Origin of the sequence: Rhodococcus sp. 14-2483-1-2, from assembly GCF_002259405.1 — a bacterium.
Classification (GTDB): domain Bacteria; phylum Actinomycetota; class Actinomycetes; order Mycobacteriales; family Mycobacteriaceae; genus Rhodococcoides.
Map to the genome: position 1 here is coordinate 69,789 of NZ_NPFW01000014.1, position 23,418 is coordinate 93,206.

Annotated in this window: 25 protein-coding genes and 1 riboswitch; of the genes, 17 read left to right on the top strand and 8 right to left on the bottom strand. The window is 64.3% G+C overall.

The features are described 5' to 3' along the window. Positions 1 to 5: 5 nt before the first annotated feature. The 3 genes from CH295_RS13780 to CH295_RS13790 form a co-directional block, all read right to left on the bottom strand. The gene (locus tag CH295_RS13780) at positions 6 to 1,079 is read right to left on the bottom strand and encodes an isochorismate synthase (protein WP_094741048.1); all 1,074 of its coding nucleotides are present in this window, start codon (positions 1,077 to 1,079) and stop codon (positions 6 to 8) included. Then, positions 1,079 to 1,837, bottom strand: coding sequence for an HAD-IIA family hydrolase (locus CH295_RS13785; protein ID WP_068053998.1), 759 nt, complete (start codon positions 1,835 to 1,837; stop codon positions 1,079 to 1,081). Before CH295_RS13785 ends, CH295_RS13780 begins: the two co-directional genes overlap by 1 nt. Positions 1,838 to 1,989: 152 nt before the next feature. Then, positions 1,990 to 2,310, bottom strand: coding sequence for a WhiB family transcriptional regulator (locus tag CH295_RS13790; RefSeq protein WP_288143187.1), 321 nt, complete (start codon positions 2,308 to 2,310; stop codon positions 1,990 to 1,992). A 114-nt stretch (positions 2,311 to 2,424) separates the two neighbouring features. Here CH295_RS13790 and CH295_RS13795 point away from each other — a divergent pair, with 114 nt between their 5' ends. After that, positions 2,425 to 3,123 carry an SMI1/KNR4 family protein gene (locus CH295_RS13795; RefSeq protein WP_094741049.1) on the top strand — a complete coding sequence of 233 codons (699 nt, stop codon included), beginning with the start codon at positions 2,425 to 2,427 and terminating at the stop codon, positions 3,121 to 3,123. Positions 3,124 to 3,185: 62 nt separating this feature from the next. Here the strand turns inward: CH295_RS13795 and CH295_RS13800 are convergent, their stop codons facing one another. Next, positions 3,186 to 4,925: an HNH endonuclease signature motif containing protein gene (locus tag CH295_RS13800; RefSeq protein ID WP_094741050.1), complete on the bottom strand. Its 1,740-nt coding sequence runs from the start codon at positions 4,923 to 4,925 to the stop codon at positions 3,186 to 3,188. A gap of 320 nt (positions 4,926 to 5,245) precedes the next feature. Here CH295_RS13800 and CH295_RS13805 point away from each other — a divergent pair, with 320 nt between their 5' ends. From CH295_RS13805 to CH295_RS13850, 10 genes are all read left to right on the top strand, one after another. Beyond that, positions 5,246 to 5,797: a hypothetical protein gene (locus tag CH295_RS13805; RefSeq protein WP_141217022.1), complete on the top strand. Its 552-nt coding sequence runs from the start codon at positions 5,246 to 5,248 to the stop codon at positions 5,795 to 5,797. Between the two features lie 276 nt (positions 5,798 to 6,073). After that, positions 6,074 to 6,167: riboswitch (SAM riboswitch) on the top strand. Between the two features lie 165 nt (positions 6,168 to 6,332). Continuing rightward, complete coding sequence (locus CH295_RS13810; RefSeq protein WP_094741052.1) at positions 6,333 to 8,003, top strand: ABC transporter substrate-binding protein; 1,671 nt, start codon at positions 6,333 to 6,335, stop codon at positions 8,001 to 8,003. Between the two features lie 4 nt (positions 8,004 to 8,007). After that, complete coding sequence (locus tag CH295_RS13815) at positions 8,008 to 8,988, top strand: ABC transporter permease (RefSeq protein WP_094632604.1); 981 nt, start codon at positions 8,008 to 8,010, stop codon at positions 8,986 to 8,988. After that, entirely contained in the window at positions 8,981 to 9,874 is an 894-nt protein-coding gene (locus CH295_RS13820) for an ABC transporter permease (RefSeq protein WP_094741053.1), read from the top strand. Before CH295_RS13815 ends, CH295_RS13820 begins: the two co-directional genes overlap by 8 nt. Next, positions 9,871 to 11,469, top strand: coding sequence for a dipeptide ABC transporter ATP-binding protein (locus tag CH295_RS13825; protein WP_094741054.1), 1,599 nt, complete (start codon positions 9,871 to 9,873; stop codon positions 11,467 to 11,469). Before CH295_RS13820 ends, CH295_RS13825 begins: the two co-directional genes overlap by 4 nt. Continuing rightward, positions 11,462 to 12,538 (top strand): LLM class flavin-dependent oxidoreductase, encoded by a 1,077-nt coding sequence (locus CH295_RS13830; RefSeq protein WP_094741055.1) that lies wholly within the window; start codon positions 11,462 to 11,464, stop codon positions 12,536 to 12,538. The genes CH295_RS13825 and CH295_RS13830 overlap by 8 nt, the downstream gene beginning before the upstream one ends. Further along, positions 12,535 to 13,890, top strand: coding sequence for an NtaA/DmoA family FMN-dependent monooxygenase (locus CH295_RS13835; protein ID WP_094741056.1), 1,356 nt, complete (start codon positions 12,535 to 12,537; stop codon positions 13,888 to 13,890). The genes CH295_RS13830 and CH295_RS13835 overlap by 4 nt, the downstream gene beginning before the upstream one ends. Further along, the gene (locus CH295_RS13840; protein ID WP_094741057.1) at positions 13,887 to 14,627 is read left to right on the top strand and encodes a DUF1684 domain-containing protein; all 741 of its coding nucleotides are present in this window, start codon (positions 13,887 to 13,889) and stop codon (positions 14,625 to 14,627) included. Before CH295_RS13835 ends, CH295_RS13840 begins: the two co-directional genes overlap by 4 nt. Then, positions 14,624 to 15,748, top strand: a complete 1,125-nt coding sequence (locus CH295_RS13845) for an LLM class flavin-dependent oxidoreductase (protein WP_094741058.1) — start codon at positions 14,624 to 14,626, stop codon at positions 15,746 to 15,748. Before CH295_RS13840 ends, CH295_RS13845 begins: the two co-directional genes overlap by 4 nt. 37 nt (positions 15,749 to 15,785) lie before the next feature. Continuing rightward, positions 15,786 to 16,721 (top strand): NADP-dependent oxidoreductase, encoded by a 936-nt coding sequence (locus tag CH295_RS13850; protein WP_094741059.1) that lies wholly within the window; start codon positions 15,786 to 15,788, stop codon positions 16,719 to 16,721. Between the two features lie 407 nt (positions 16,722 to 17,128). On the opposite strand, the gene CH295_RS13855 is transcribed toward CH295_RS13850, so the two are convergent. After that, positions 17,129 to 17,605 (bottom strand): OsmC family protein, encoded by a 477-nt coding sequence (locus tag CH295_RS13855; RefSeq protein ID WP_094741060.1) that lies wholly within the window; start codon positions 17,603 to 17,605, stop codon positions 17,129 to 17,131. Positions 17,606 to 17,770: 165 nt separating this feature from the next. On the opposite strand from CH295_RS13855, the gene CH295_RS13860 reads away from it, so the two are divergent. Next, positions 17,771 to 18,295, top strand: coding sequence for a permease (locus tag CH295_RS13860; RefSeq protein ID WP_094741061.1), 525 nt, complete (start codon positions 17,771 to 17,773; stop codon positions 18,293 to 18,295). A gap of 3 nt (positions 18,296 to 18,298) precedes the next feature. On the opposite strand, the gene CH295_RS13865 is transcribed toward CH295_RS13860, so the two are convergent. After that, a complete protein-coding gene (locus CH295_RS13865; protein WP_094741062.1) occupies positions 18,299 to 18,778 on the bottom strand; it encodes a winged helix-turn-helix domain-containing protein in 480 nt (159 codons plus the stop codon). A 264-nt stretch (positions 18,779 to 19,042) separates the two neighbouring features. On the opposite strand from CH295_RS13865, the gene CH295_RS13870 reads away from it, so the two are divergent. Further along, positions 19,043 to 19,456: a GNAT family N-acetyltransferase gene (locus tag CH295_RS13870; protein WP_252342054.1), complete on the top strand. Its 414-nt coding sequence runs from the start codon at positions 19,043 to 19,045 to the stop codon at positions 19,454 to 19,456. Here CH295_RS13870 and map read toward each other — a convergent pair whose 3' ends face one another. Continuing rightward, the gene (map, locus tag CH295_RS13875) at positions 19,457 to 20,227 is read right to left on the bottom strand and encodes a type I methionyl aminopeptidase (protein WP_094741064.1); all 771 of its coding nucleotides are present in this window, start codon (positions 20,225 to 20,227) and stop codon (positions 19,457 to 19,459) included. A 104-nt stretch (positions 20,228 to 20,331) separates the two neighbouring features. Here map and CH295_RS13880 point away from each other — a divergent pair, with 104 nt between their 5' ends. From CH295_RS13880 to fgd, 4 genes are all read left to right on the top strand, one after another. Further along, complete coding sequence (locus CH295_RS13880) at positions 20,332 to 21,024, top strand: GNAT family N-acetyltransferase (protein ID WP_094741177.1); 693 nt, start codon at positions 20,332 to 20,334, stop codon at positions 21,022 to 21,024. Between the two features lie 51 nt (positions 21,025 to 21,075). Next, positions 21,076 to 21,414, top strand: a complete 339-nt coding sequence (locus tag CH295_RS13885) for a hypothetical protein (protein WP_037186688.1) — start codon at positions 21,076 to 21,078, stop codon at positions 21,412 to 21,414. Then, positions 21,411 to 21,743 carry a YidH family protein gene (locus tag CH295_RS13890; RefSeq protein ID WP_094632616.1) on the top strand — a complete coding sequence of 111 codons (333 nt, stop codon included), beginning with the start codon at positions 21,411 to 21,413 and terminating at the stop codon, positions 21,741 to 21,743. The genes CH295_RS13885 and CH295_RS13890 overlap by 4 nt, the downstream gene beginning before the upstream one ends. 64 nt (positions 21,744 to 21,807) lie before the next feature. Continuing rightward, complete coding sequence (fgd, locus tag CH295_RS13895) at positions 21,808 to 22,821, top strand: glucose-6-phosphate dehydrogenase (coenzyme-F420) (protein WP_032401751.1); 1,014 nt, start codon at positions 21,808 to 21,810, stop codon at positions 22,819 to 22,821. Here the strand turns inward: fgd and CH295_RS13900 are convergent, their stop codons facing one another. After that, the gene (locus tag CH295_RS13900) at positions 22,822 to 23,346 is read right to left on the bottom strand and encodes a nitroreductase/quinone reductase family protein (protein ID WP_037186693.1); all 525 of its coding nucleotides are present in this window, start codon (positions 23,344 to 23,346) and stop codon (positions 22,822 to 22,824) included. Between the last annotated feature and the right edge of the window lie 72 nt (positions 23,347 to 23,418).

Here is a 23,418-nt window from a genome sequence, read left to right on the forward strand (position 1 = left end):
CAGGGTCAGTGCTCGAAAACGCTGAGCACCGTGCGGAACTTGGCCGTAGTTTCGTCGAGTTCGGCGTCGGGGTCGGAATTTGCCACGATGCCGCCGCCGGCAGTCGCCGTTCCGGTCAGCCCATCCGCGGAGAGCTCAATGCAGCGAATGGTCACCATCCATTCGCCGTCGCCGCTGCCGTCGGTCCATCCGACGGCTCCGGCGTAGAAGCCGCGGGAGCCCTCGACGTCTGCGATCGCAGCCATGGCCGCGGCTCGCGGAACGCCGGCGACGGCAGCGGTGGGATGCAGCGCCAACGCGAGGTCGAGCGCCGTGGTCGCGGGATCGGCCAGGGCTCCGACGATGGGCGTCGACAGGTGCCACAGCTGCGGAGTGCGGCTGAGCTGGGGTGAGTCGGGTACGTCCAGCGTCTCGCAGAACGGTGCCAGCGCAGTCCGGATCTCGTCGACGACGAATCGGTGCTCGGCCTGGTCCTTCGCACTCGCCGCCAATGCCGCGGAGATTCGCGCTTCCTCGTCGGGATCGGTGGATCGCGCTGCCGTCCCCGCGAACGGATGACAGCTGACAATGTTGCCGCGCTTACGAACCAACAGTTCCGGGCTCGAACCGACGATGTGTCGACCGGCAGGCGCGGTGGGGGACAGGTCCGCCAGAAAACCGTTGCCCATCGGATCGCGGGAGACCAACGCGCTCAACACCGAGACAGGTTCGATCGGCGAATCCGCGGTCACCTCGATGGCCCGCGCGAGCACGATCTTCTCGGCCACACCGGCTTTCACTTGCTCGACGACATCCCGCACCCGCTGCACGTGAACGTCCGGGTCGGGTATCTGGCGCGCAACGGTGACGGTCGGCAGAGGAGGGAGAGCATCGACCGTTGCCCACGGCCCGTCGAGTCGATAGAACTCCTCCGGCTCGATGAGGGCGGTGGCGTCGGACATGTCGAACGGGAGTGCACCGACCACGTTTCGGCCCTCCCGCACCGCGGCCACCGCGTCGGCGATATCGGGAAAAGCGTGCCGGACACCCCGCCCGACGACGTGGTGATCCTGCCGGGAGAGAACGAATTCGAGTGTCATCAGAACGGGTTCTGCGTGCGGCCCACCAGGTCTGCGACGGAATCGAGAACCTTGGTCGGCCGGTACGGATACTGCTCGACGGACTGGACCGTCGAGATTCCGGTGAGGACCAGGATGGTCTGCAGTCCGGCTTCGAGACCCGAGAGCACGTCGGTGTCCATCCGGTCGCCGATCATCAGCGTGTTCTCGGAGTGCCCGCCGATCGCGCGCAGCGCCGAACGCATCATCAACGCGTTGGGCTTGCCCACGTAGTACGGCTCCTTGCCGGTGGCCTTGGTGATGAGAGCGGCCACCGAACCTGTGGCCGGCAGCGAGCCTTCACGGGACGGTCCGGTGGCGTCGGGGTTGGTGGCGATGAAGCGCGAGCCCTTCTCGACCAGGCGAATAGCGGTTGTGATGGCCTCGAACGAGTACGTGCGGGTCTCGCCGAGCACCACGTAATCCGGGCTCGAGTCGGTGAGCGTGTAGCCGATGTCGTGCAGGGCGGTGGTCAGACCCGACTCGCCGACGACGTAGGCGCTACCGCCGGGCCGCTGATTGCCGAGGAACGTCGCGGTGGCGAGAGCAGAGGTCCAGATCGACTTCTCCGGAATGTCCAGACCGGTGAACGCCAAGCGGGCCCGCAGGTCACGGGGGGTACGAATCGAATTGTTCGTCAACACGATGAACGGAATCTCGTTGGCCTGCAGCTCGGCGAGGAACGTGTCGGCACCGGGAATCAAGTGATCCTCGTGGACGAGCACGCCGTCCATGTCCATCAGATACGTCCACTGCTGAGGCTTCTCGGTTTCGCTCACCCCTCCATTGTGAACTACCCGGTCGCGCCGCAGGCTCGACTACCGAACTATCGGGTCGTTCCGCCGGCTTCACTCTGAACTATCGGGTCGTTCCGCCGGCTTGACTCCTGCCGCTAACTCGCCTGCCGCTCTTCGGCACGCCGCGCATTCGCGCGGTGCACCACTCGTTCCCGGACGGTCATCCCACCCCAGACTCCGAACGGTTCGTTGGCGGCCAGAGCGAATTTTCGGCACGCCTCGATGACCCCGCAGTCTGCACACACCTGCTTCGCACGGTCCTCGCGTGCACGGCGTGCGGAGCGGCCCTCGCCGGACGGGGAGAAAAATATCTCCGAGTCCTGCCCGCGGCACAGTGCGTCGACCTGCCAGTCCCAGGATTCGACGGCAGGGGAGATCCCGCGCTCGATCATGGCAATTGCGGCGTTCCTCGACATCGTTCGATCGTCACCCGATTCCCGAGTGCGCACAACGCTTCGAATCAGCGTGATTCGAGGACGGATGGGATCTGGCTTCGGGTCTGTTCGGTCGTGGTTCGGCATACTGGCCGTGTGACGAAGGCCGACCTCGATCCCGCCCAGATCAAGAATCTACTTCCGGGTTACGGCGCAGCCGAGGTCGAGCGATTGATCAAGGCGACTCGTCCGAGTTCGGTTACGCGCCAATGGGGTCGGTTGTCCTCGATATTCACTGCAAACCTGGGCGTCGAGTACTTCGGTGCGAGCGACGAGGCAATCGCAGCGGCCGAGGCTTCGATGGGTCGGTGGCCCGCGGAACTTCGAGAGCTGTACCGATGCGTCGAGCGAGCCGACCACCGCCGAGGAATGCTGCTTCTGCCCCCACAGTTCGAGTTGCTGTCTGTTGCGCAGGTCGAGAAGCGGCACGAATTCTGGGCCGAGGTGACCAGGAACCCTGCGTTCGGAAGTCCGATCGACGTAGAAGCCGAGATGGCCAAACCGGCCGGAACTGCTGTCGGCGCGATGCTTCCCGGGTTCATTCCTTTCGCCAACGACGATGCCGACACCTTGTTCGTGGACGCGCGTTCCGGTCCGTTTCATGGCTGCGTCAACTTGTGGCCGGATGCGGACGTGGCGCGCCTGCCTCCGATCTGGCGATCGCTGAGTGCGATGCTGGAAGATCTGGCATTCGCACTCGAGCGAAATACGACGATGTCGATGCGGTTGTCGGGCTGGAACCGGTATCAGCCCTATGTCGAAGGGGATCGGCTCGTCTGGGAGGCGCTCGCCTGAAGATCGTTGCCGGACATGCACGTCCGGCAGGCAGAGCTGTGCCCTGACGCTTGCGTGGGTCGTCATGCGGGTTGTCGTGGTTCTTCGTCCCCGGTGTCGTCGTGCTGGTCGGGTGGGTAGAGGACTTCTTCTGGGTGGTGTGCGTGGTTGATCAGCCCGCGCCTGCGTGGGTCCATCCCCGCCGGTGGATGCCAGAGGGTGCGGCCCGGGTAGCGATGTCCTGCTCCGGTTTTGGTGGTGGCCCATTTGCCGGGTCCGTCGCCGACGAGTGCGTGGTGCATGTCGCAGCCGAAGGTGAGTCCGTCGATGTCGGTGTTGCCGCCGTCGATCCAGTCGGTGAGGTGGTGGGTTTGGCACCAGGTTGCGGGGCGGGTGCAGGAGGGGAAGCTGCAGCCGCGGTCGCGGGCGATGAGCACGATGCGTTGGTCGGCGGAGGCGATGCGTTTGGAGCGGCCGAGGTACAACGCTCTGCCGTTGTCGTCGAAGATGGTCAGGTAGTGGTGGGCGTGGGAGGCCATGCGGATGGCGTCGCGGATCGAGACGCGGGATCCGGTGCCGGTCATCGCGTATCCGCAGCCTGCTTCGAGATCTTTCAGGGTCATGGTGACGATGGCGGTGACGGGTAGGCCTCGGTGGGTGCCGAGGGTCCCGGAGGCAAGCGTCTGCCGGAGCGCCAGTTTCAGGGCGTCGTGGTGGCGTTCACGTTGGGTGCGGACATCACGAGCAACTGCAGCCTCCCGCGCTGCTGTCTTGTCCGCGGCATCGTCGTCGTCGCCGGTGTCGGTGTCGTCGGGGTCAGGCGTGTCATCTGGCTCTGTGCCGCAACCACAGTCGGCACCCTCGCCGCATTCGCCGTCACCGTCGCAGCCGGTGTTGTCCCACAACCCTGCATCATTGGACCCGGCATCGCTGGGCGTCGACTCGGGTTGCGGCGCAGTGGCGCTGCAGTCCCCGCCGTTGTCGTCGCCGCCGTCGGTTTCGTCGTGGACGACCGATGTCGGGTCTGCGGGGTTGTTCACTCCGGGTTTCGCGGCTTTGGAGAACAGGGCTTCGAGGTAGGCGCGTAGTTCGGGGTCGACGCAGAATTTTCCTTCCGACATCCCGTCGGCACCCTGCTCGCCGAGGTAGAAGAACGCATCCCGTCGCTTCCGCGGCCTCGGCTTCCCGTCCTCGTCCTCGTCTTCGTCGTCGTGGTCGCCGTCGGGGTTGAGGATCGAATCCAGGTTTGCCACCAACGGTGCGAAGTCGTCGGGCCGTCTGGTCGAAGCGAAACCCACCAACTGCTCTTCGGCTCGCTCCCGCGTCTGCGGGTCGACACTCGAGGGCAGATGGCGGAAGAACTCCCGGATCATCTGCACATGCTTGGCGTCGAGCAACCCCGCCCGCAAGGCAGCAGCGGTGTGCGGCAGCAACGGCGGCAGAACTTCACCCGAGAAGGAAGTGCGGTCACCCAATTCCGCAGCCAGACGCACCCGAGCACCCGCGGCGTGTGGGGTGATCCGCAGCATCCACGCCACCGACGACGGCACCGAACCCGCATACACATCGAGGCCGTGTTGAGCGATGAGTTCGTTGAGCCAGGTATACGAGTACGCCGTCACAGACCGGGTCAGAGTTTCCATCCGTTCGATCACCGCACGCCGGTCGGCGTTCGTCCACGACACCGACGCCTGCCCCGCCAACTCCGCCACCGCGGACTCGACCCGATCCACCAACAACAACAACTCCGGATCGGACACCTCAGGGGCAGGCGGCACCGTCTCGATGCCGTCCACCCCTGATCCGCCGTCCCCCGAAAGCATGAACAGAATCTATCGCGACCCACCGACAGGTTCTCGAACACACGTTCCCATCTGCGATCGGAGGTCGAGAAGCTTGGTCGTGGTCGGAGCGGTCAGCTGTGTGGCGGATTACACATTGCTCGTAAGTGTGACGTTGTCGATTTTACGTAACGATGAGTCGCGTAGATGCTGGTGGGGGCGTTCAATATCTCCCAAGGCGGACGGAACGACCGCAGCAGCGTTGCTTGCGTCGGTGACGAAAGCCACTGCTTGGCTGTATCTCCGAACTCGAGTGTCGAGCCGGTGTCCAATGTTGTGTTGACCCAGTGGGGATGATCGACATGAACGACGCATTTCGCTTCGCCGTTTCGTGCAGTTCGCCGAAGGAACTGATCACTCGGCTTCAGTTCGGTACCACGGACCTGTGGCCAGAGGATGCGTCCCTCGCGGCCCGTTGGCGCTACATGGCCGACCTGATCGATTCTGATCGGGGCATGCTCGTCGAACTCGATTGTGCACTGTCGACACCGGTTGTGGACGCTCTCGTTGCGACGGCGGAACTGTGCAGACAATCGGCCTCCGAGACTGTGCCCCAATCGGATTGGAGATTTCTCCGTCGCGCCTTGGAGTGGCTGAAGACCAGCAGTTCGGACGTCGAGCGTGCTTTGCTCGCGGTGGGCGACGAAGTGGCCCTCGTCGGTCTCGATGGTGAGGGAGAGGACCTTTCTGTCGCGACGTGGCTGAGTATCGAAGTACTCGATCGATTCGCCGCCGAAGACACGATCGGTTATTGGCTGCACCGCATCGATGTCCACGGGTCGAAAGCTGCTCGACAGCCTGCGGATTCGGACCGCTGTGACATCGAAAGTTCTGAACTGCCGATGGCTGTCTGAGTCAGATACGGCTCACGCTGTTCGCCGGGAACCGGTGGTACACAACATGTGTTTCAGGAGTACATGCACGGCGGCCGAGTGGTCGCCCGTTGCGCGACGCACAGTCTCGCCGACCCGATGCACGACGGTTCGGTTGCCTCCATCCAGCGGTGCCCCGGTCTCGTCGTTCATCGGTTCACGGTCTCATATCGGTGCGGGATTGCACTCTCGAATTCCGCGACGATTCGTACCCCGGTTGGCAAGTGCGCCGACCCTCTCGTAGTATCGGAATCTGTAGGACCATCCAGAGCGACCGAGAGACCTGGCTCTATGACGTCGCAGCAACCCCCCGCTTGTCGGGTGAGGGTGCTACCGCCGGGACCGATGGAGGAATACACGTGAACACCCGAGTCGCCTCAGGTTTCGTCGACGGATGCCGTCGGATTCATGTCGATCTGTGCCGTCTGAACGGTTCGACCTGTCTTAGCTGACATTTCGGCACCGTACTCATCGACACCACACCTCATCATCTGCACGAACTCCTTCCTGGGCACACATGGCTCGGACGCGGGAGTTCGCGTGCGATCGACCAGATACCGGAGACACCCACGTGTCCACTCGCCCTGTACTTTTGGTGGCCGGAGTAATCGCCGCCACCGCCACACTGCTCGCCGGGTGCGCAGGTAGCGCCCCCATCTCAGCCGCCGACGCCGGACCCCCGCAGTCCGGAGGGACGCTGCGCTACGGCCTGTCCGGGGCTCCCACCTGCTCCGACCCGGCACAGTCCGGCACCAATCAGACGATCTACGTCACCCGACAGGTGGTCGACTCACTCACCGATCAGAACCCGGAGACCGGCGAGATCGAACCGTGGTTGGCCGAGAGCTGGGAAGTGAGTCCCGACGCGAGGTCGTTCACCTTCCAGCTGAAAGACGGTGTGACGTTCAGTGACGGCACCCCGCTCGACGCCACCGCCGTCAAGGCCAATTTCGACGCCATCACCGGCACCATCGGTGCGGCCAAGGCACCGCTCGCTGCCAGCTACCTGACCGGGTATCAAGGTGCCACGGTCGTCGACCCCCTCACCGTCCGCATCGACTTCTCGGCACCCAATGCGCAGTTCCTGCAGGCGAGTTCGACGCCTCAGCTCGGTATCCAGGCCGTTGCAACCTCGGCGCAGTCGGCCGAGTCTCGGTGCTTGGGTACCAACATCGGATCGGGACCGTTCACCTACGCGGACTATCAACAGGACCGCTCCGTCACCTTGGCCAAGCGAACCGGATACAACTGGGGCTCTGCGGTATTCGGTCACCAGGGCGAGGCGTACCTGGACCGCATCGAGTTCACCATCGTGCCCGAATCGGGTGTACGTACCGGCAGCCTTTCCTCCGACCAGCTCGACGCCGTCAGCGACGCGCTACCGCAGGATGCGCCACAGATCGAGTCGACCGGTGGCCGGATCCTGACGGCATCCAACCCGGGCGTTCCGTTCGGCATTCAGCCCAACGTCACTCGTGGTGCGCTACAGGACCCGGCCGTCCGGAACGCCCTCGTACCGGCGATCAACCGTCAGGAACTCGTCGACACGGTGCTGGGACCGGACTTTCGCACGGCGACAAGCACGTTGGCCAGCGCCACGCCGGGGTACGTCGAACTCGCCGATGTCACCTACGATCCCGAGAAGTCGAAGTCGCTGCTCGACGCGGCCGGCTGGGTTCCCGGTGCCGATGGGGTCCGTGAAAAGGACGGGCAGAAGCTGAGTTTCAAAGTCATGTACTCGGCCGTGTTCGCCGGTAACCAGGCGATTCTGGAGCTGACCCAGCAGCAGTTGCGCGCCGTCGGCGTCGACCTACAGCTCGAACTGGTGCCCAATTCGGAGGCGACGGCACGGCAAGGCACCAGGGACTACGACGCGACGTACTACAACAGCACCCGCGCCGACGGTGACATTCTGCGCACCTCATTTGCCGTGGACGGTCGGAACTTGAACGCGCGCGGCCCGATTCCGGATCTGGATGCATCGTTGACGGAGCAGCTCTCGACCACCGACGTCGAGGCGCGCAACGAGATCCTCGCAACCGCCCAGCAGCAGGTGTTGGACAACGGATTGTGGATTCCCACGATCGAACTCTCGCAGGCCGTCGGCGCGGCGTCGACAGTGCAGGATCTGAAGTTCGAGGCCTCCGCTCGCCTGCAGTTCTTCGACACCTGGCTGAGCGGGCAGTAGAGCGATGACCCGCTACATCGGACAGCGAGTACTGCAGGCATTGGCAGTGCTGTGGGCTGCATTCACCATCTCGTTCATCGTGCTCTTCCTCCTTCCCGCGGACCCGGTCAGTCTCGCAGTGGACTCGGCAGGCTCGGGTACCCCGGCCGACGCTGCGGCCATCGCTGAACTGCAGGCCCGCTACGGTCTCGATCAGCCGGTGTTGGTGCAGTATTGGCACTCGCTGGTCGGGGCCGTGCAGGGCGACTTCGGATTGTCCATCGCCACCGGCCAGCCGGTGACGACGGCCATTCTCGACGCGGTGCCCAGCACACTCGGTTTGGCGGGGACTGCTCTGGTGCTGGCCGTCGTGTTCGGATCCGCGGTTGCCTACGCCGCCACGTACACCCAGATCGTATGGCTGAAGAACCTGCTGCTCGCGCTCCCACCACTCGGGGTGGCGGTGCCGACGTTCTGGGTAGGACTACTGCTGCTACAACTGTTCTCGTTCCGACTACGCTGGTTCCCGGCGTTCGGTGACGCAGGCGCAGCGTCGTTGGTGCTGCCTGCGGTGACACTGGCATTGCCGACCGGTGCTGTCATCGCTCAGGTCCTGGCTACCAGCATGGCCACCACGTGGAAGCAAGCGTTCGTGGATGTGGCTCGCGCCAAGGGGGTCTCACGCCTTCGGGTGCAGACGCGACACGTCCTGCGACTGTCCTCGATCCCCGCCTTCACGATTGCCGGAGTCTTGGTGGGCACACTGCTGGCCGGATCGGTGGTGGTCGAGACGGTGTTCTCGCGCGCTGGAGTCGGAAGGCTGACCCAGACATCGGTGCTGGCCCAGGATATTCCGGTTGTGCAGGGCATCGTCGTTCTGACCTCGCTGGTCTTCGTCCTGGTCAATCTCGCAGTCGACCTGCTCTATCCGCTGATCGATCCGCGCATCGTGCGCGAATACCGGCCCGTGCAGGCCAGTGCAGAACCGGAGAAAGCTCATGTCTGACATCCTGATTCGCGAGACCGCCGTCCATTCGGCAGTTCCCCCGGTAGTCGAAGAAGCACCGGCATCCAGGCGGCTCCGGGGTCCCCGAGACGTGCTGAAACACATCTGGCTCGGTGCCTCCGTGGTCGTGCTGTTGCTGGCTCTCGGGTTCGCGCTGTTCCCGTCCGTCTTCGCCAGCGGCGACCCGCTGGTCGGTACACCGGCGGACAAGCTCCAGGCACCCAGCGCGTCGCACTGGTTCGGCACCGACAACATCGGCCGCGATGTCTTCACCCGAGTGGTCCACGGTTCCGGACTGTCTCTGACGGCGACGCTGTTGGCAGTCGGCATCGCCCTGGTGGTCGGCTCGATCATCGGTCTGGTCTCGGGGGCCGTCGGCGGAGTAGTCGACGCGGTGCTGATGCGCATCGTCGATGTGCTGCTGTCGATTCCGACGCTGTTGCTCTCGCTGGCGCTGGTGACCGCTCTGGGCTTCGGCACCGTCAACGTCGCTATCGCCGTCGGTGTCACATTGATCGCGAATTTCGCCAGAGTGATGCGCTCGGAGGTGCTGCGGGTGCGCAGATCGCTGTACGTCGAAGCGGCTTACGCCTCGGGTGTGCGGTGGTTCGATGTCTTCCGCAGACACATCCTGAGAAACTCGTACGGCCCTGTGATCGCGCTCGCTGCAGTCGAATTCGGTATGGCAGTGCTTGCGGTATCGGCGCTGAGCTTCCTCGGTTTCGGTGCTGCTCCGCCCACCCCGGAGTGGGGATCGCTGATTTCCGAGGGCCGCAACTTCCTGGCCACCGCCTGGTGGATGACCACACTGCCGGGATTGGTGATCGTGGCCGTCGTCGTGTCCGCGCACCGCCTAGGGCACGCACTCGAGAGGCGATCACAATGAGCCCCATTCTCGAAGTAGAGAATTTGCACGTGAATTACGGTGAGACGACCGCCGTCTCCGGCATCGGGTTCACCGTCGACCGCGGTGAAGTGGTAGCCGTGGTCGGTGAGTCGGGCTCCGGAAAGTCGACGACTGCCCACGCCCTCATCGGTCTGCTCTCGGGTTCCGGCCGCATCGTGGGCGGATCGGTGACGTTCGACGGACAGCGGCTCGACACGGCCTCGGACAAGACGTTGAACCGGTTGCGCGGCCGTCACATCGGGCTCGTTCCGCAGGACCCGACCACCTCGCTGAACCCGGTGGTTCGCGTCGGCGATCAGGTTGCCGAGGTGCTGCGGGTGCACGGCCTCGCAGATCGCCGCTCCGCGAAGGTCGAGGCAATTCGCATCCTCACCGAAGCCGGTCTGGACAACCCCGAGGTGCGGGCGCGGCAGTATCCGCAGGACCTGTCCGGTGGGCAGCGTCAGCGCGTGTTGATCGGAATCGCTCTCGCGTGCCGCCCGGAACTGGTGATCGCCGACGAGCCGACCAGCGCCCTTGACGTCACCGTGCAGCGACGCATCCTCGACCATCTCGACGCCAGGATCGCCGAAACCGGTGCTGCTGTCCTGCTGATCACTCATGACCTGGGCGTGGCTGCGGACAGAGCCGATCGCCTGATCGTCATGAGCGCGGGGCGGATCGTCGAAACCGGCCCCACCGCAGAGGTACTGGCGAATCCGACGCACGCATATACGCGTCAACTGTTGGCCGCGGCACCGTCGCTGAATACGGCCGTACGACCCGCGCGCACGACGGCAGCCGATCCCATCCTGACGGTCAGTGACGTTTCGAAGCGGTTCACCATAGGCCGCGGCGTCCACCTCGATGCGGTCAAGGGAGCCACGTTGACCGTCGAACGTGGGCGGACGGTGTCGCTCGTCGGCGAGTCCGGGTCCGGCAAGTCCACGTTGGCGCGCATCGCGATCGGTCTCGAGACCGCGTCGTCGGGTTCGGTCACGTTCGACGGTGTGGACATCACCGGTCTGCGTGGCAAGGCCAGGCGTGAGCTGCGGCGGCGTGTTCAAATCGTCTATCAGAACCCGTACGCGTCGCTGAACCCGAAGTTGCGCGTCGGCGAGATCGTGCGAGAACCGTTGGACGCGTTCAAGGTCGGTACCTCGCGCGAGCGTTCCGAGTGTGCCCGGACGCTGCTGGATCAGGTGGCACTCACCAGCGACTATCTGTCCAGACGCCCGGCCGAACTCTCGGGTGGGCAGCGCCAACGCGTCGCCATCGCCCGCGCGTTGGCTCTCGCACCGGAGCTGGTGGTGCTCGACGAGCCGGTCTCGGCCCTCGACGTATCGGTGCAAGCACAGATCCTGACATTGCTCGACGATCTGCAGTCCGAGCTGGGCCTGAGCTACCTTTTCATCTCGCACGATCTGGCCGTGGTTCGTCAGATCAGCGACACCGTGGCCGTCATGCAATCCGGCGTCATCGTGGAATACGGCGACACCGCAGCACTGTTCGACAATCCACAGCAGGATTACACCCGCGAGCTACTCGGGGCCATTCCCGGAAGCGCACACGAGAAAGCGAGCACCAGTGTCTGACAAGCTGTTCCTGACCGCGATAGAGCTGAAAGGCACCGGCGCACATCCGCAGGCCTGGCGTCGCCCTGACTCTCGCGCCGAAGAGGTGTTCACAGCAGGGTTCTGGATCGACCAGTTCCAGACTGCAGACCGAGCGGGTATCGATCTCGCGTTCCTGGGCGATTCGTTCGCCAGTCGGACTCTCGAGGCCGCAGCCATCGCCGCACGGGCAGCCGCCCTCACCGAGAAGATCGGGCTGGTCCCCACGATCACCGTCACACATACCGAGCCGTTCCACATCTCGAAGCAAATCGCCAGCCTGGATTTCGCTTCTCACGGCCGGGCAGGATGGCAGGTCGAGGTGAGTCCGGGTGCCGAGCAAGCGGCGCTGTTCGGTCGGAAAGCGGAGCAGGACAACGGCAGCCTGTGGCGTGAGGCGGACGAGGCGATCGAGGTCGTCACCAGGCTGTGGGACAGCTGGGAGGACGACGCGGAGATCCGCGATGTCGAGTCGGGGCGGTTCATCGACCGAGACAAGCTGCACTACATCGACTTCGAGGGTGAGAACTTCTCGGTCAAGGGCCCGTCGATCACCCCGAGATCTCCTCAGGGGCAGTCGCTCGTCGTGATTCGCGGCAACTCCGCGGAGTCCGTATCGGTAGCCGCCGCGCGTGCCTGCATCGTCCGAATCGTCGCCGACACGGTCGAGGAGGCGGCAACGACCGCCGCCCGCATTCGACGGGCCGTCGTTGCCGAAGGCCGGGACCCGGCCGAGGTGTTCGTCCTGCTGGATGTGGAGACCTTGGTATCCGATTCTGCCGCTCAAGAACTCGCGCAGCTCGACAACTGGGCGGGCCACGTCAGAGCCGCTGAGAGCGTGTCGCATATCGGTGATCTCTCGAGCCTGCATCTCCTGCTCGGATCGATCGAAGCGGCCGGCCTCGACGGGGTCACGCTGGTGCCGCTCGCGTTGCCGTCGGGAATCCGATCATTGCCGGCCACCGACACCCGCAGCGGATCGACTCTGCGTGAGCGTCTCGGCCTGACGCGTCCCGTCAATCGCTTTGCACTCGAAGGGAAGAGCCTGTGACGAAGAAGCAGATACATCTGGGTGCCCATTTCCCCGGCGTCAACAACACCACTGTCTGGGCCGATCCGGAATCGAAGAGCCAGATCGAGTTCGACTCGTTCGTGCACCTTGCCGAATCGGCCGAACGCGGCCTGTTCGACTTCTTCTTCCTCGCCGAAGGACTGCGACTGCGCGAGCACCGCAACAAGATCCACGACCTCGATGTGGTCGGAAGACCTGACACGCTCACCGTCCTCAACGCGCTTGCATCGGTGACGACCAAGCTCGGACTTGCCGGGACGATCAACACCACGTTCAACGAACCGTTCGAGCTCGCCAAACAGTTCTCGTCGCTGGACCACCTGTCCGACGGTAGGGCGGCATGGAACATGGTGACGTCCTCGGACGCGTTCACCGGGGAGAATTTCCGACGGGGTGGCTATCTCGATCGTGCCGACCGGTACGTGCGTGCCAACGAGATCATCGACGTCGCGCGAAAGCTCTGGGACAGCTGGCAGACCGATGCCTTCGTCGTCGATCGGGAGCGGGGAATCTTCGGTCGCGAGTCCGAGATCCGCGCAGTCTCGCATTCGGGTTCGCAATTCGATGTGCAGGGTCGCTTCACGCTGCCGCGCAGTCCGCAGGGACATCCGGTTCTGTTGCAGGCGGGCGATTCCGACGAGGGCCGCGAGTTCGGTGCGGCCAAGGCCGACGCCATCTTCACCATCCACGGCACGCTCGAGGACGGACAGAAATTCTACTCCGACGTCAAGGGTCGGCTCGCCAAGTACGGCCGCGAGCACGACGACCTGAAGGTGCTGCCCGCGGCGACCTTCGTGCTCGGCGATTCTGCGCAGGACGCCGCCGAGAAGGCGGACCACATCCGGCATCAGCAGGTCAGCGGTAAAACGGCGATTTCGTTCCTCGAACAGGTGTGGGGACAGGACCTGTCCGCCTACGACCCGGACGGGCCGTTGCCCGATATCGAACCCAGCGGCGACGTATCGATCAGCCGTGGCCGTGCGCGACACGGCGACCCCAGAACCATCGCCCAGCAGTACCGCGAGCGCGCCGAAGCAGACAACCTGAGCATTCGTGAACTGATCATCGCGATGACGACGCGGCAGCAGTTCGTCGGAACCCCAGCACAAGTGGCCGAGGAAATCGACAGCTACGTGCAGAACAACGCGAGCGACGGCTTCATCCTCGTCCCGCACATCACCCCAGCCGGCCTCGATGAATTTGTCGACAAGGTGATTCCGGAACTTCAGGACCGCGGCAGCTTCCGCACCGAATACGCCGGAACCACCTTGCGCGACCATCTCGGTCTGCGGCACCCGTACGAACAGCGTGAAGGAGTGCGAGCATCATGAGCGATTTCGAGCAGGACTGGAAGCAATGGCATGCCGACCGAGAGGCGTCCTACGGTGATCCTCTGGGTTGGGTGTCGTTGACCGGTTTGTATTGGCTGACGGATGAATTCGAGACTGTCGCGGACCTTCCCGGCCGTTGGAAGGCCGATGCCGATTCGGTGACTGTCGAGGGGTTCGACGGTGTGACGACGCTGAATCCGGTGGAGGGTGCACCGGGCATCCTGGTCGAGGACGGAGATCGACGGATCGAGGTGATCCGTCGGACCGGTTCGGTCGCGCTGCGGGTACACGACCCGAAAGCGAAGACCCTGCAGTCCTACAGCGGCATCCCGATCTACGAGCCGAGCGAGAAGTTCGTTGCCACCGGGACGTTCACGCCGTACAACTCACCGGTCACCGTCACGACCGGAGCAGTGGTGGAAGGACTCGAACACCATCACTCGGCCGTGGGCACTCTCGATTTCGAGTTGAACGGTACCGCTGCGCAACTGATTGCGTTCGGCGGCACCGGCAATGGTCTGAAGGTCCTGTTCACCGATGCCACGACCGGGGTGACCACCAATCCGGCTGCGCGGATCCTGGCTGTGCCCGCTCCGGTAGACGGCACCGTCGTTCTCGATTTCAACCGCGCTTCCAACCTTCCGTGTGCGTTCACCGACTACGCGACGTGCCCTGTCGCGCCTGCCGAGAACAGACTGACCGTCGCTGTCGAGGCAGGGGAGAAGAACCCGAGATGACGCGAGTTCCGTTGTCCGTTCTCGATCTGTCCCCGATCAGCCAGGGGTCGACCGTCCAGCAAGCGCTGCGAAACACGGTCGACCTTGCGCGCCAGACCGAGGAGTGGGGTTACGAGCGCTATTGGGTGGCCGAGCATCACTTCGTGGCGGCGGCCAGTTCTTCACCCGCAGTGTTGATCGGTCTGATTGCCGCTGCCACCAACCGGATTCGTGTCGGATCGGCTGCGGTCCAGCTGGGATTCACTACAGCTGCTGCCGTCGTCGAATCCTTCGGGACAGTCGACGCCCTGTATCCGGGACGCATCGATCTGGGTGTCGGTAGGTCCGGGCAGCGCAGAGCAGCAGACCTGGCCGGCGCGCAGCAGGCTGGATCCGAGCGAGCGGTGTCTTCGGAGCCCGGTGGACTGTTCCCAGTGGCCCCCGCTGCGGCGGCCCCGCGGAAGACCCCGCTGCTGGCTGCGTCTTTGGCTGCGCTGCAGCAGCCGCACGCTCAGGCCCCGGATTTCCACGATCAGCTCGACGACCTTGCTGCGCTCCTTTCCGGTAGCTACGAGCACGACGGGATTGCTCTGACGGCACGCCCGGGTGTCGGGGCCGACGTGGCGCTGTGGCTGTTCGGCAGCAGTGCAGGGCCGACGGCCCGTGAGGCCGGTGCCCGCGGTCTGCCGTTCGCGGCGAGCTATCACTTCAGCCCGGGGACGACTCTCCAAGCGATCGACGAGTATCGCCGTGCTTTTGTGCCGTCGGCTCGGCTGTCCTCGCCGTACGTGGCGGTGTCGGCCGATGTGGTTGTTGCAGAAACGGATTCGCAGGCGCGAGAGCTGGCAGCGTCTTTCCCGCAATGGGTACACAGCATTCGGAGCGGTCATGGCGCGATCGAGTACCCGGATCCGAAGAACGTGGCACCGCTGACCGGCGAGCAATACGAGCTCGTCGCTGATCGAGTGGACACCCAGATCGTCGGATCCGCGGCAACGGCATCGGACAAGTTGGAGGGGCTGCAGGAAGCAACCGGCGCGGACGAAGTGGTGATCACCTCGGCCACGCACGACCACGCGGACCGGCTGCGCTCGTACGAATTGCTCGGTAAGGAATGGGGACTCCCGCGCCTGCGGGTCTGAGCGGAACATTCGCGTCGTGGTGACCGTTGTACCGCGCATGACACGAGTTGCAGTTGCAGCGTCCTACGGTGGACCGGACGCCATCGAGATCGTCGAACGAAATCTGCCCGAACCGTCCGAAGGCGAAGTTCTGGTCGAGGTCAGGGCAATCGGCGTCAACCCTTTCGACTACAAGAGCTACAGCGGTGCGTTCGGCACCGACGAATCCAAACTCCCGATTGCGTTGGGTAGCGAGGCATCGGGAACCGTGGTTGCGGTCGGCGGAGCCGTCGAGGGCCCGGTCGGGCCGATCGCCGTCGGCGACGAGGTTGTCGTGTCCGGCCAGAACGGCACGTACGCCGAACGGATTCTGGTTCCCGCACGGTTCGTGTTTCCGAAGCCGGAAGCCTTGGGCTGGAACGTTGCTGCGGGTGTACTCGCCGTGGCTGGAACTGCGTACGACGCACTGGAGTCCGTCAGAATCAAGAGTGGAGACACTGTTCTCGTGCACGGAGCGGCAGGCGGCGTCGGGTCCGTGGTGGCTCAGCTCGCTCTGGATCGCGGTGCAACCGTCATCGGGACCGCGCGCCGACAGAACCACGATGCATTGCGGACGTACGGTGCCGAGCCCGTCGAATACGGCGACGGACTGATCGACCGGGTCCGAGCAGCCGCACCGAACGGTATCGATGCGGCAATCGACACGGTGGGCACCGACGAGGCGGTCGACGTGTCTCTCGAATTGCTCACGGATCGAGGAAGATTGGTGACGACGGCAGCCTTCGGACGGGCTTCGACGGATGGATTTTCGACCGTCGGTGGGCCGGCGAGCATGGAGCGTCGACGCCTCGCATCTCCGGTGCTGTTGGAGCAGGCCGGTGCGGGAGTGTTCGAGGTGACGGTCGCAAAGACCTTCCCGCTCGCCGAGGCTGCCGTGGCACACGCTGAACTGCAATCGACGCATCCGCGCGGAAAGTTCGTCCTGATTCCCTGACTGTTCGGGCGCAACTACGCACATGCTCTTCCGGCCGATGATCCCAATTCGGGTCGTTCGAATCAGCGTGATTTCAACCGGTGCCAAATCTGGGCGTCGAGCCTAGCGTCGGGTCCATGACCTGGCTGAAAGCACGAGTAGCAGCGATCTTCGATCGTCTCGGAGCACAGCCCGCGTGTACCCACGCGGCCGTCGACTTCGGTATCCGCGGCTGATGATGCATTCGTAACGTCAGCGTGAATTGACCTGGACAAGCTGGTCTCGGCTCGTCACGAGCGAGGGGATATCGCACCGACTACACGGCGACGACGTTGCGCGGGCGCCTCGGTCTCGACGAGGAGCCCGCGTGGGCACAGGTCCAGGCCTCGTCCAAGCGCCCTACGAGCAGATCGGAATACAGACCGCGCTCAGCTGAGGTCTGCGCGTGTCCACTCGTTCACGAATTCCAGGCCGCTGCGAACGAAGAGCTGGGTCACCGGGCAACGGCGAGCGACCTCGGAGACGAACTTGTCGAAGGTCTCCTGGTCGGCGTCGGTCTGAACCGTGGCCTCGACCTTCACGGCGTCGAAGTTCGCATTTCCTTCGTCACCGTTCACGAGCACTGCGGTGTCGAGGTCGCCTTGAATGCGAAACGTGAACTCGCCGAGTGTGATTCCCAAGTCCTTGGCGACGAGGGCGGACGTCACCTGGTTGCACGAGGTCAACGCACCGAGCGCGTAGAACAGCGGGCTGGGTGCCTCGTCCTTACCACCGAATGCGGGGTAGGCATCGGTGTCGAACCGGTGGCCTGCATCGCCCTCGGCGACGAGGTGCTGGGCAACTCCGGTACCGCTGGCATTGATCACGAAGGGAACGACGGACGTTCGAATAGTGCTGGTTGTCATAAATTTCGACGATGGCCCTTCGGCGACCGAAGCAAAATGGTTAGGCTCATCGTGATTCGAACTCGGCGCGCACACGGAGCCGTCGAGACGCGCGTCGACGATGGAAGCTAACGATCGGGTCTCGACTCGAGTGGGGTACGGCCACACACGATCTACGATGTCCTCATGACTGCCGATCCGACCACGCCCGCACCGTCGACCAGCTCGGCGAACTGGAAGAGGCGGGGCATTCTCGTCGGAGCCGGCATCGTCCTGCTGTTGGTCGCCTACTTCATCTTGGCAGCGTTCCTTCCGCGCTGGTGGAGTCTGCGGGTGGAGACCCTGGCCGACCGCACGTTCACCAAGGGCATTCTGTGGGGCCTGCTGTTCGGCATCGTCTGCACGTTCGCGCCGCTGGTGTTCTTCTGGAGCGCCTGGTCGGTTCGGAAGGGCAGGGCGGGCAAGCAGCTCGCCATCGGATCGGTGATCCTGGCTGTCGTCACGGCGATTCCGAACCTGTTGACCCTCACCATCGTCCTGGGTACCAGCAACGCGGCTCATGCCGGCCAACGCACCCTCGATACCAGTGCGCCGGGCTTCCGCGGTGCCACCGCACTGGGTGCGATCATCGCCGTGGTTCTGGTCGCTCTGCTGGTATTCGTGGTGGTGCGTCGAAACCGTCGCCGCAGAACTGCTGCTCTGTCGCAGTAACGGTCAGGCGCTGCGCAATACCGTCGGTTGGGTGATGACCCGGATTCCGGGTTCCGGGTCGAAGCGATAGCCCGTTCCTCGGACCGTGGTGATCAATCGACCGAACTGACCGAGTTTGGTGCGCACTCGGGAGAGGTGGACGTCGACACTGCGTCCGCCGTCGGAGGTGCTGAGTTCGGATCGTCCGACCACGACCCGAGGGTGCCGCGCCAGGTAGGCGAAGATCTCGAACTCGGTGTGGGAGAGACGGACGCTCCTGCCGCCGAGGATCACGTCGCGGGCCGGGATATCGATGACCAGTGGTGCGTTCAGTTCGTTGACCCTCACATCGAATCGCGTGAGGATTTTCGCATGCGGGGCATAGCTTTTGGCGGCGCTGCGGAGCGCCTCGGCCAGTGCGTGCAGCTGCGGTCGGGTCAGCCCCTGTAGGGATGACGTTCCGGAATCGGAGATACGGACAACGACTGTGGCTTCGGTGGTCATGGCTGGAGAACTCCTGGGACAAGGGTTGCTGCAGATACTGGGGCGATCGGTCAGTGGTGGCAGCGACAGTTCTCGTTCACAGTCACATGGTCGACGACGAATCGAAGGTTCGCCATGGATCTGCTCACCGTGAGCGCAACTGTTGACCCGACGATCCTCGGCGTGTTGCGATCGGGCGTGACCGATGTATGCCGACCACGAACCGAACTCACGATCCGCAGCGTCGACTGGGATCATCCCGACGCCGAAGCCCTTCGTGCCTCGATGGCCGCCGAGGTGGGTCCCCGTTACGCCGACCGGGCCGCTCTGATGTCCAAGACCCAGGCCAACGCCGTCGACGAGAGCTCTGTGCACCGGACGTTCCTCGTGTATCGCCGTGACCAGGAGGGTGCGGAACAGGCCGTCGGACATGCAGCGTTGCGCTGGAACGGGGCGGACCTCGAGCTGAAGCGCATGTTCGTACACCCCGACCATCGCGGCTCGGGTGTATCTACTGCTCTGCTGATGGCGTCGGAGAACGCTGCTCGTGATCAGGGCCTGTCGCGGCTGATTCTGCAGACCGGAGACCGACAGCCCGACGCAGTTCGTCTGTACGAGAAGAGCGGCTACACCCGAATTCCGGTGTTCCCGCCCTATGAGGTGCTGCCCTTCTCGAACACCTTCGAGAAACGTCTGTAGCTACGCGGGCAACGTCATGATCTCTGCACCGTCGTCGGTGATGATCACGGTGTGCTCGCTGTGCGCGGTGAGGCAGCCCGTCGTGCTTCGTAGGGTCCAGCCGTCGGGGTCGGTGACGAGTTCGGCGGTGTCCTCCATGACCCACGGCTCGAGTGCCAACATCAAGCCCGGGCGTAGGCGGTAACCGCGGCCGGGCCGTCCGGAGTTGGAGACGTGGGGATCCTGGTGCATCGTCGAGCCGATGCCGTGGCCGCCGAACTGCATGTTGATCGGGTAACCGGCAGCGCTGAGCACCGTGCCGATGGCGTGGGAGATATCGCCGATCTTGTTGCCCGGTCGAGCCGCATCGATTCCCGCGGCCAGCGCCCGTTCGGTGGCGTCGATCATCGCGAGAGCCTGGGCTGGCTTGTTCTCACCCACGACAAAACTGATGGCCGAATCCGCTGCGACGCCGCCGAGGATCACGGCCAGGTCCAGCGTCAGCAGATCGCCGTCGGCCAGTGCGTAGTCGTGTGGAAGGCCGTGCAGCACAGCATCGTTGACGGAGGTGCAGATGTAGTGACCGAACGGACCGCGGCCGAAGGACGGCGCGTAGTCGACGTAGCAGGACGTCGCCCCGGCTCCCTCGATGATGTCCTTGGTCCACTGATCGATCTCCAGGAGATTGGTGCCGACTGTGGCGCGTTCGCGGACGGTCCGAAGAATCCCGGCCACCAGTGCGCCGGATTCGCGCGCGAGGGGGATCTTGGTGGGGGGAAGAATCTCGATCATGTGGTGCCTTTCGCCGTATGACGAACAACGATACCGGTATAAGTATTGGTGTCGAGTCCGACTGTGCGCAGGGGCGTGAGTCTGTTCGTGCGACGCTGTCTGTCGTGTCTGCTCACCCTCTCGACGACCCCGTTCGCAATTCCCTCGAGGGCTCGCTCTCGCGGTTCGCGGTCCGGCGGGGACGGATCATCCGTGCCGATCCCGAGGTGTCTCCGTTCCTGGTGCACCCCGACGTCCTCGAGTCCCAGGACTGGGACGACATCGCGGTCCTGTTCGGGCCGCGGACCGTCGTCGGGCTCGCCGGCCCCGAACGCGAACTGCCCGAGGGCTGGTCGCACCTGGAGACCTTCGGTCTGGTGCAGCTCGTCGGCACGCACCTCGAGACGCGGCCCTTCGCCGAGGCGGTCGAGCTGACTGCAGCGGACGTCCCGGAGATGCTCGACCTGGTCGGTCGCACCGAGCCCGGGCCGTTCCTGCCCCGCACCATCGAACTCGGCACGTACCTCGGTATTCGACGCGATGGCGCGCTGGTCGCGATGGCGGGCGAGCGTATGCACCCCACTGGCTGGACGGAGATCAGTGCCGTGTGTACCGACCCGGCGTTCCGCGGGCAGGGTCTGGCCACCGACCTGGTTCGCGCGGTCGGTCACGGTATTCGGGCCCGCGGTGAGGAGCCGTTCCTGCATGCGTCGGACGCAAACGTGCGCGCCATCGAGCTCTACCTCTCCATCGGATTCGAGTTGCGTCGAACCTCGCACCTGACGTTGGTCCGTACGCCTGCGCCGAGCTCGAGATAAGTTCCGGAATCCGCTGTTGCGTGCTCCGAGCTCGAAGACATACCGTTACCTATGCGAATAAATGGCGACGTCATCTACGACGATGGACTGGTCCTTCTCGACGAAGCCGGCGTCACGCTGAGGTACTACTACTTCCCCGTCGCCACGAAGAAGTTCGTCCCCTACGACCGGATTCGCGCCGTCGACACCGCCGTCCTCGGCAATTGGAACGGGCGGTGGCGGCTGTGGGGCGCATCGTGGATCGATCAGTGGCTCCCACTGGACGTGATGCGTCCCAAGAAGGACACTGCAGTGGTGTTGACTATCCGCCGCATCTCGCCGGTATTCACCCCCGACGATCCTGAACTGGTTGCCCATCTCATTCGCGAGCGCATGACCGCACACGCGTGACGCGCCCCGACGAGCGGTTCACGCTCGCCAGTGAGCGCACCTTTCTCGCCTGGCTGCGGACGTCGCTCGGCCTGCTCGCCGGCGGAATTGCGATCGTCCACCTGGTTCCCGATTTCAGTACCGGGTGGGTTCGGACGACCCTCGGTCTGGTTCTGATCGGCCTCGCCGCGGCGGCACCGATCATCGGTCTGCGACGGTGGATGCGCGTTCGAGATGCCCTCGAAAGCGGTACACCGATGCCCGAATCACGAGATCTGTGGATCTTCGCGATCGGTATCGGCGCAGTGGCGGTGCTGGCTGCAGTGGTCACGGTTCTGGGGATCCAGTAGAGCGTGACGAACCACCACAGGTGCACAATCGAAGAACTAGGACGACCAACGACAGGAGTTCGGCGTGGCGCAGGGTCTCAAGCTGGGGTACAAGGCATCGGCGGAGCAGTTCGGACCGCGGGAGTTGGTCGAGCTCGGTGTGCTCGCCGAGCAGCACGGTATGGATTCGGCGACGGTCAGTGATCACTTCCAGCCGTGGCGGCACGAGGGCGGGCACGCGCCGTTCTCCCTTGCCTGGATGACGGCTGTCGGCGAGCGGACGAACACGATTCAGCTCGGCACCTCGGTGCTGACACCGACCTTCCGTTACAACCCGTCGGTCATCGCTCAGGCGTTCGCGACGATGGGCTGCCTGTACCCCGGACGCATCATGCTCGGTGTCGGTACCGGCGAAGCGCTCAACGAGATCGCGACCGGATTCACCGGCGAATGGCCGGAGTTCAAGGAACGATTCGCGCGCCTGCGTGAGTCGGTGCGGTTGATGCGCGAGCTGTGGCTCGGCGACCGCGTCGACTTCGAAGGCGAGTACTACACGACCAAGGGTGCGTCGATCTACGACGTTCCCGAGGGTGGCATCCCGGTCTACATCGCCGCCGGTGGTCCCGTGGTGGCGCGGTACGCAGGACGCGCGGGCGACGGTTTCATCTGCACCTCGGGCAAGGGCATGGAGCTCTACACCGACAAGCTGCTTCCTGCCGTGGAAGAGGGCGCGGGCAAGGCCGAGCGCGACGCCGGTGAGATCGACAAGATGATCGAGATCAAGATCAGCTACGACACCGATCCCGAACTGGCGCTGGAGAATTGCCGCTTCTGGGCTCCGCTGTCGCTGACGCCGGAGCAGAAGCACTCGATCGACGATCCGATCGAGATGGAGAAGGCCGCCGACGAGCTGCCGATCGAGCAGGTCGCCAAGCGCTGGATCGTCGCATCGGACCCGGACGAGGCAGTGGAGAAGGTCAAGCAGTACACCGATGCCGGCCTGAATCACCTGGTGTTCCACGCCCCGGGCCACGATCAGAAGCGGTTCCTCGAACTCTTCGAGAAGGACCTCGCACCGCGCCTGCGCAAGCTCGGGTAGTTACGAAGGACCACCGAGATCGGCCGTGAGTGCGAACAATCGCATGTCGCGGTCGGTCCGGGTCTCGTACTCGCCGTACACCTCGACCATCGCGTCGAACTGCCGGTAGATGCGAGCCTTCTCGTCTCCGGTGATGCGGGTGGCGAGCACCGGGATCTTCTTGCCGCCGATGGCCACCACGGCCTTCGGGTCGGCGAGCAGGTTCGACGTCCACGCCGGGTGGTGCTGCTGACCGAAGTTGGAGCCGACGACGTAGATCTTGTCGTCCTCCCGGTAGTACAGCAGTGGGCTGGTCCTGGGTTTGCCGGATTTGCGGCCGGTGGTGGTCAGCAACACCACCGGAGCCGCGATCGGTCCGAGGACGGTGAAACGGCCGTCGGACTTGGTCAGTAACCACCGGTCGACGCCTGCGAGGTTCCGGATGACCCACGAACCGGGCTTCGTCGACGCGAACTTCACGGCGGGCTTGCGGATGAACGAGGTTTCGCTGCCCCAGCGCACATCCGGGAACGGTGATTCGGCCATGGTTCATGGGACAACCCGACCGCGCCCGGTGTCAACACCCCAAACGCTGGGCAGGAGTGGAGCCTGCGGAAC

Excerpts from the sequence above, each read along its gene's own strand:
- CH295_RS13785 (WP_068053998.1), bottom strand. The coding sequence starts at position 1,837 with ATGGACATGGACGGCGTGCTCGTCCACGAGGATCACTTGATTCCCGGT.
- CH295_RS13855 (WP_094741060.1), bottom strand. The coding sequence starts at position 17,605 with ATGACAACCAGCACTATTCGAACGTCCGTCGTTCCCTTCGTGATCAAT.
- CH295_RS13850 (WP_094741059.1), top strand. The coding sequence starts at position 15,786 with ATGACACGAGTTGCAGTTGCAGCGTCCTACGGTGGACCGGACGCCATC.
- CH295_RS13845 (WP_094741058.1), top strand. The coding sequence starts at position 14,624 with ATGACGCGAGTTCCGTTGTCCGTTCTCGATCTGTCCCCGATCAGCCAG.
- CH295_RS13840 (WP_094741057.1), top strand. The coding sequence starts at position 13,887 with ATGAGCGATTTCGAGCAGGACTGGAAGCAATGGCATGCCGACCGAGAG.
- CH295_RS13865 (WP_094741062.1), bottom strand. The coding sequence starts at position 18,778 with ATGACCACCGAAGCCACAGTCGTTGTCCGTATCTCCGATTCCGGAACG.
- CH295_RS13900 (WP_037186693.1), bottom strand. The coding sequence starts at position 23,346 with ATGGCCGAATCACCGTTCCCGGATGTGCGCTGGGGCAGCGAAACCTCG.
- map (WP_094741064.1), bottom strand. The coding sequence starts at position 20,227 with ATGATCGAGATTCTTCCCCCCACCAAGATCCCCCTCGCGCGCGAATCC.
- CH295_RS13790 (WP_288143187.1), bottom strand. The coding sequence starts at position 2,310 with ATGTCGAGGAACGCCGCAATTGCCATGATCGAGCGCGGGATCTCCCCT.
- CH295_RS13825 (WP_094741054.1), top strand. The coding sequence starts at position 9,871 with ATGAGCCCCATTCTCGAAGTAGAGAATTTGCACGTGAATTACGGTGAG.
- CH295_RS13815 (WP_094632604.1), top strand. The coding sequence starts at position 8,008 with ATGACCCGCTACATCGGACAGCGAGTACTGCAGGCATTGGCAGTGCTG.
- CH295_RS13810 (WP_094741052.1), top strand. The coding sequence starts at position 6,333 with ATGGCTCGGACGCGGGAGTTCGCGTGCGATCGACCAGATACCGGAGAC.
- CH295_RS13780 (WP_094741048.1), bottom strand. The coding sequence starts at position 1,079 with ATGACACTCGAATTCGTTCTCTCCCGGCAGGATCACCACGTCGTCGGG.
- CH295_RS13805 (WP_141217022.1), top strand. The coding sequence starts at position 5,246 with ATGAACGACGCATTTCGCTTCGCCGTTTCGTGCAGTTCGCCGAAGGAA.
- CH295_RS13885 (WP_037186688.1), top strand. The coding sequence starts at position 21,076 with ATGCGAATAAATGGCGACGTCATCTACGACGATGGACTGGTCCTTCTC.
- CH295_RS13800 (WP_094741050.1), bottom strand. The coding sequence starts at position 4,925 with ATGCTTTCGGGGGACGGCGGATCAGGGGTGGACGGCATCGAGACGGTG.
- CH295_RS13820 (WP_094741053.1), top strand. The coding sequence starts at position 8,981 with ATGTCTGACATCCTGATTCGCGAGACCGCCGTCCATTCGGCAGTTCCC.
- CH295_RS13860 (WP_094741061.1), top strand. The coding sequence starts at position 17,771 with ATGACTGCCGATCCGACCACGCCCGCACCGTCGACCAGCTCGGCGAAC.
- CH295_RS13870 (WP_252342054.1), top strand. The coding sequence starts at position 19,043 with ATGGCCGCCGAGGTGGGTCCCCGTTACGCCGACCGGGCCGCTCTGATG.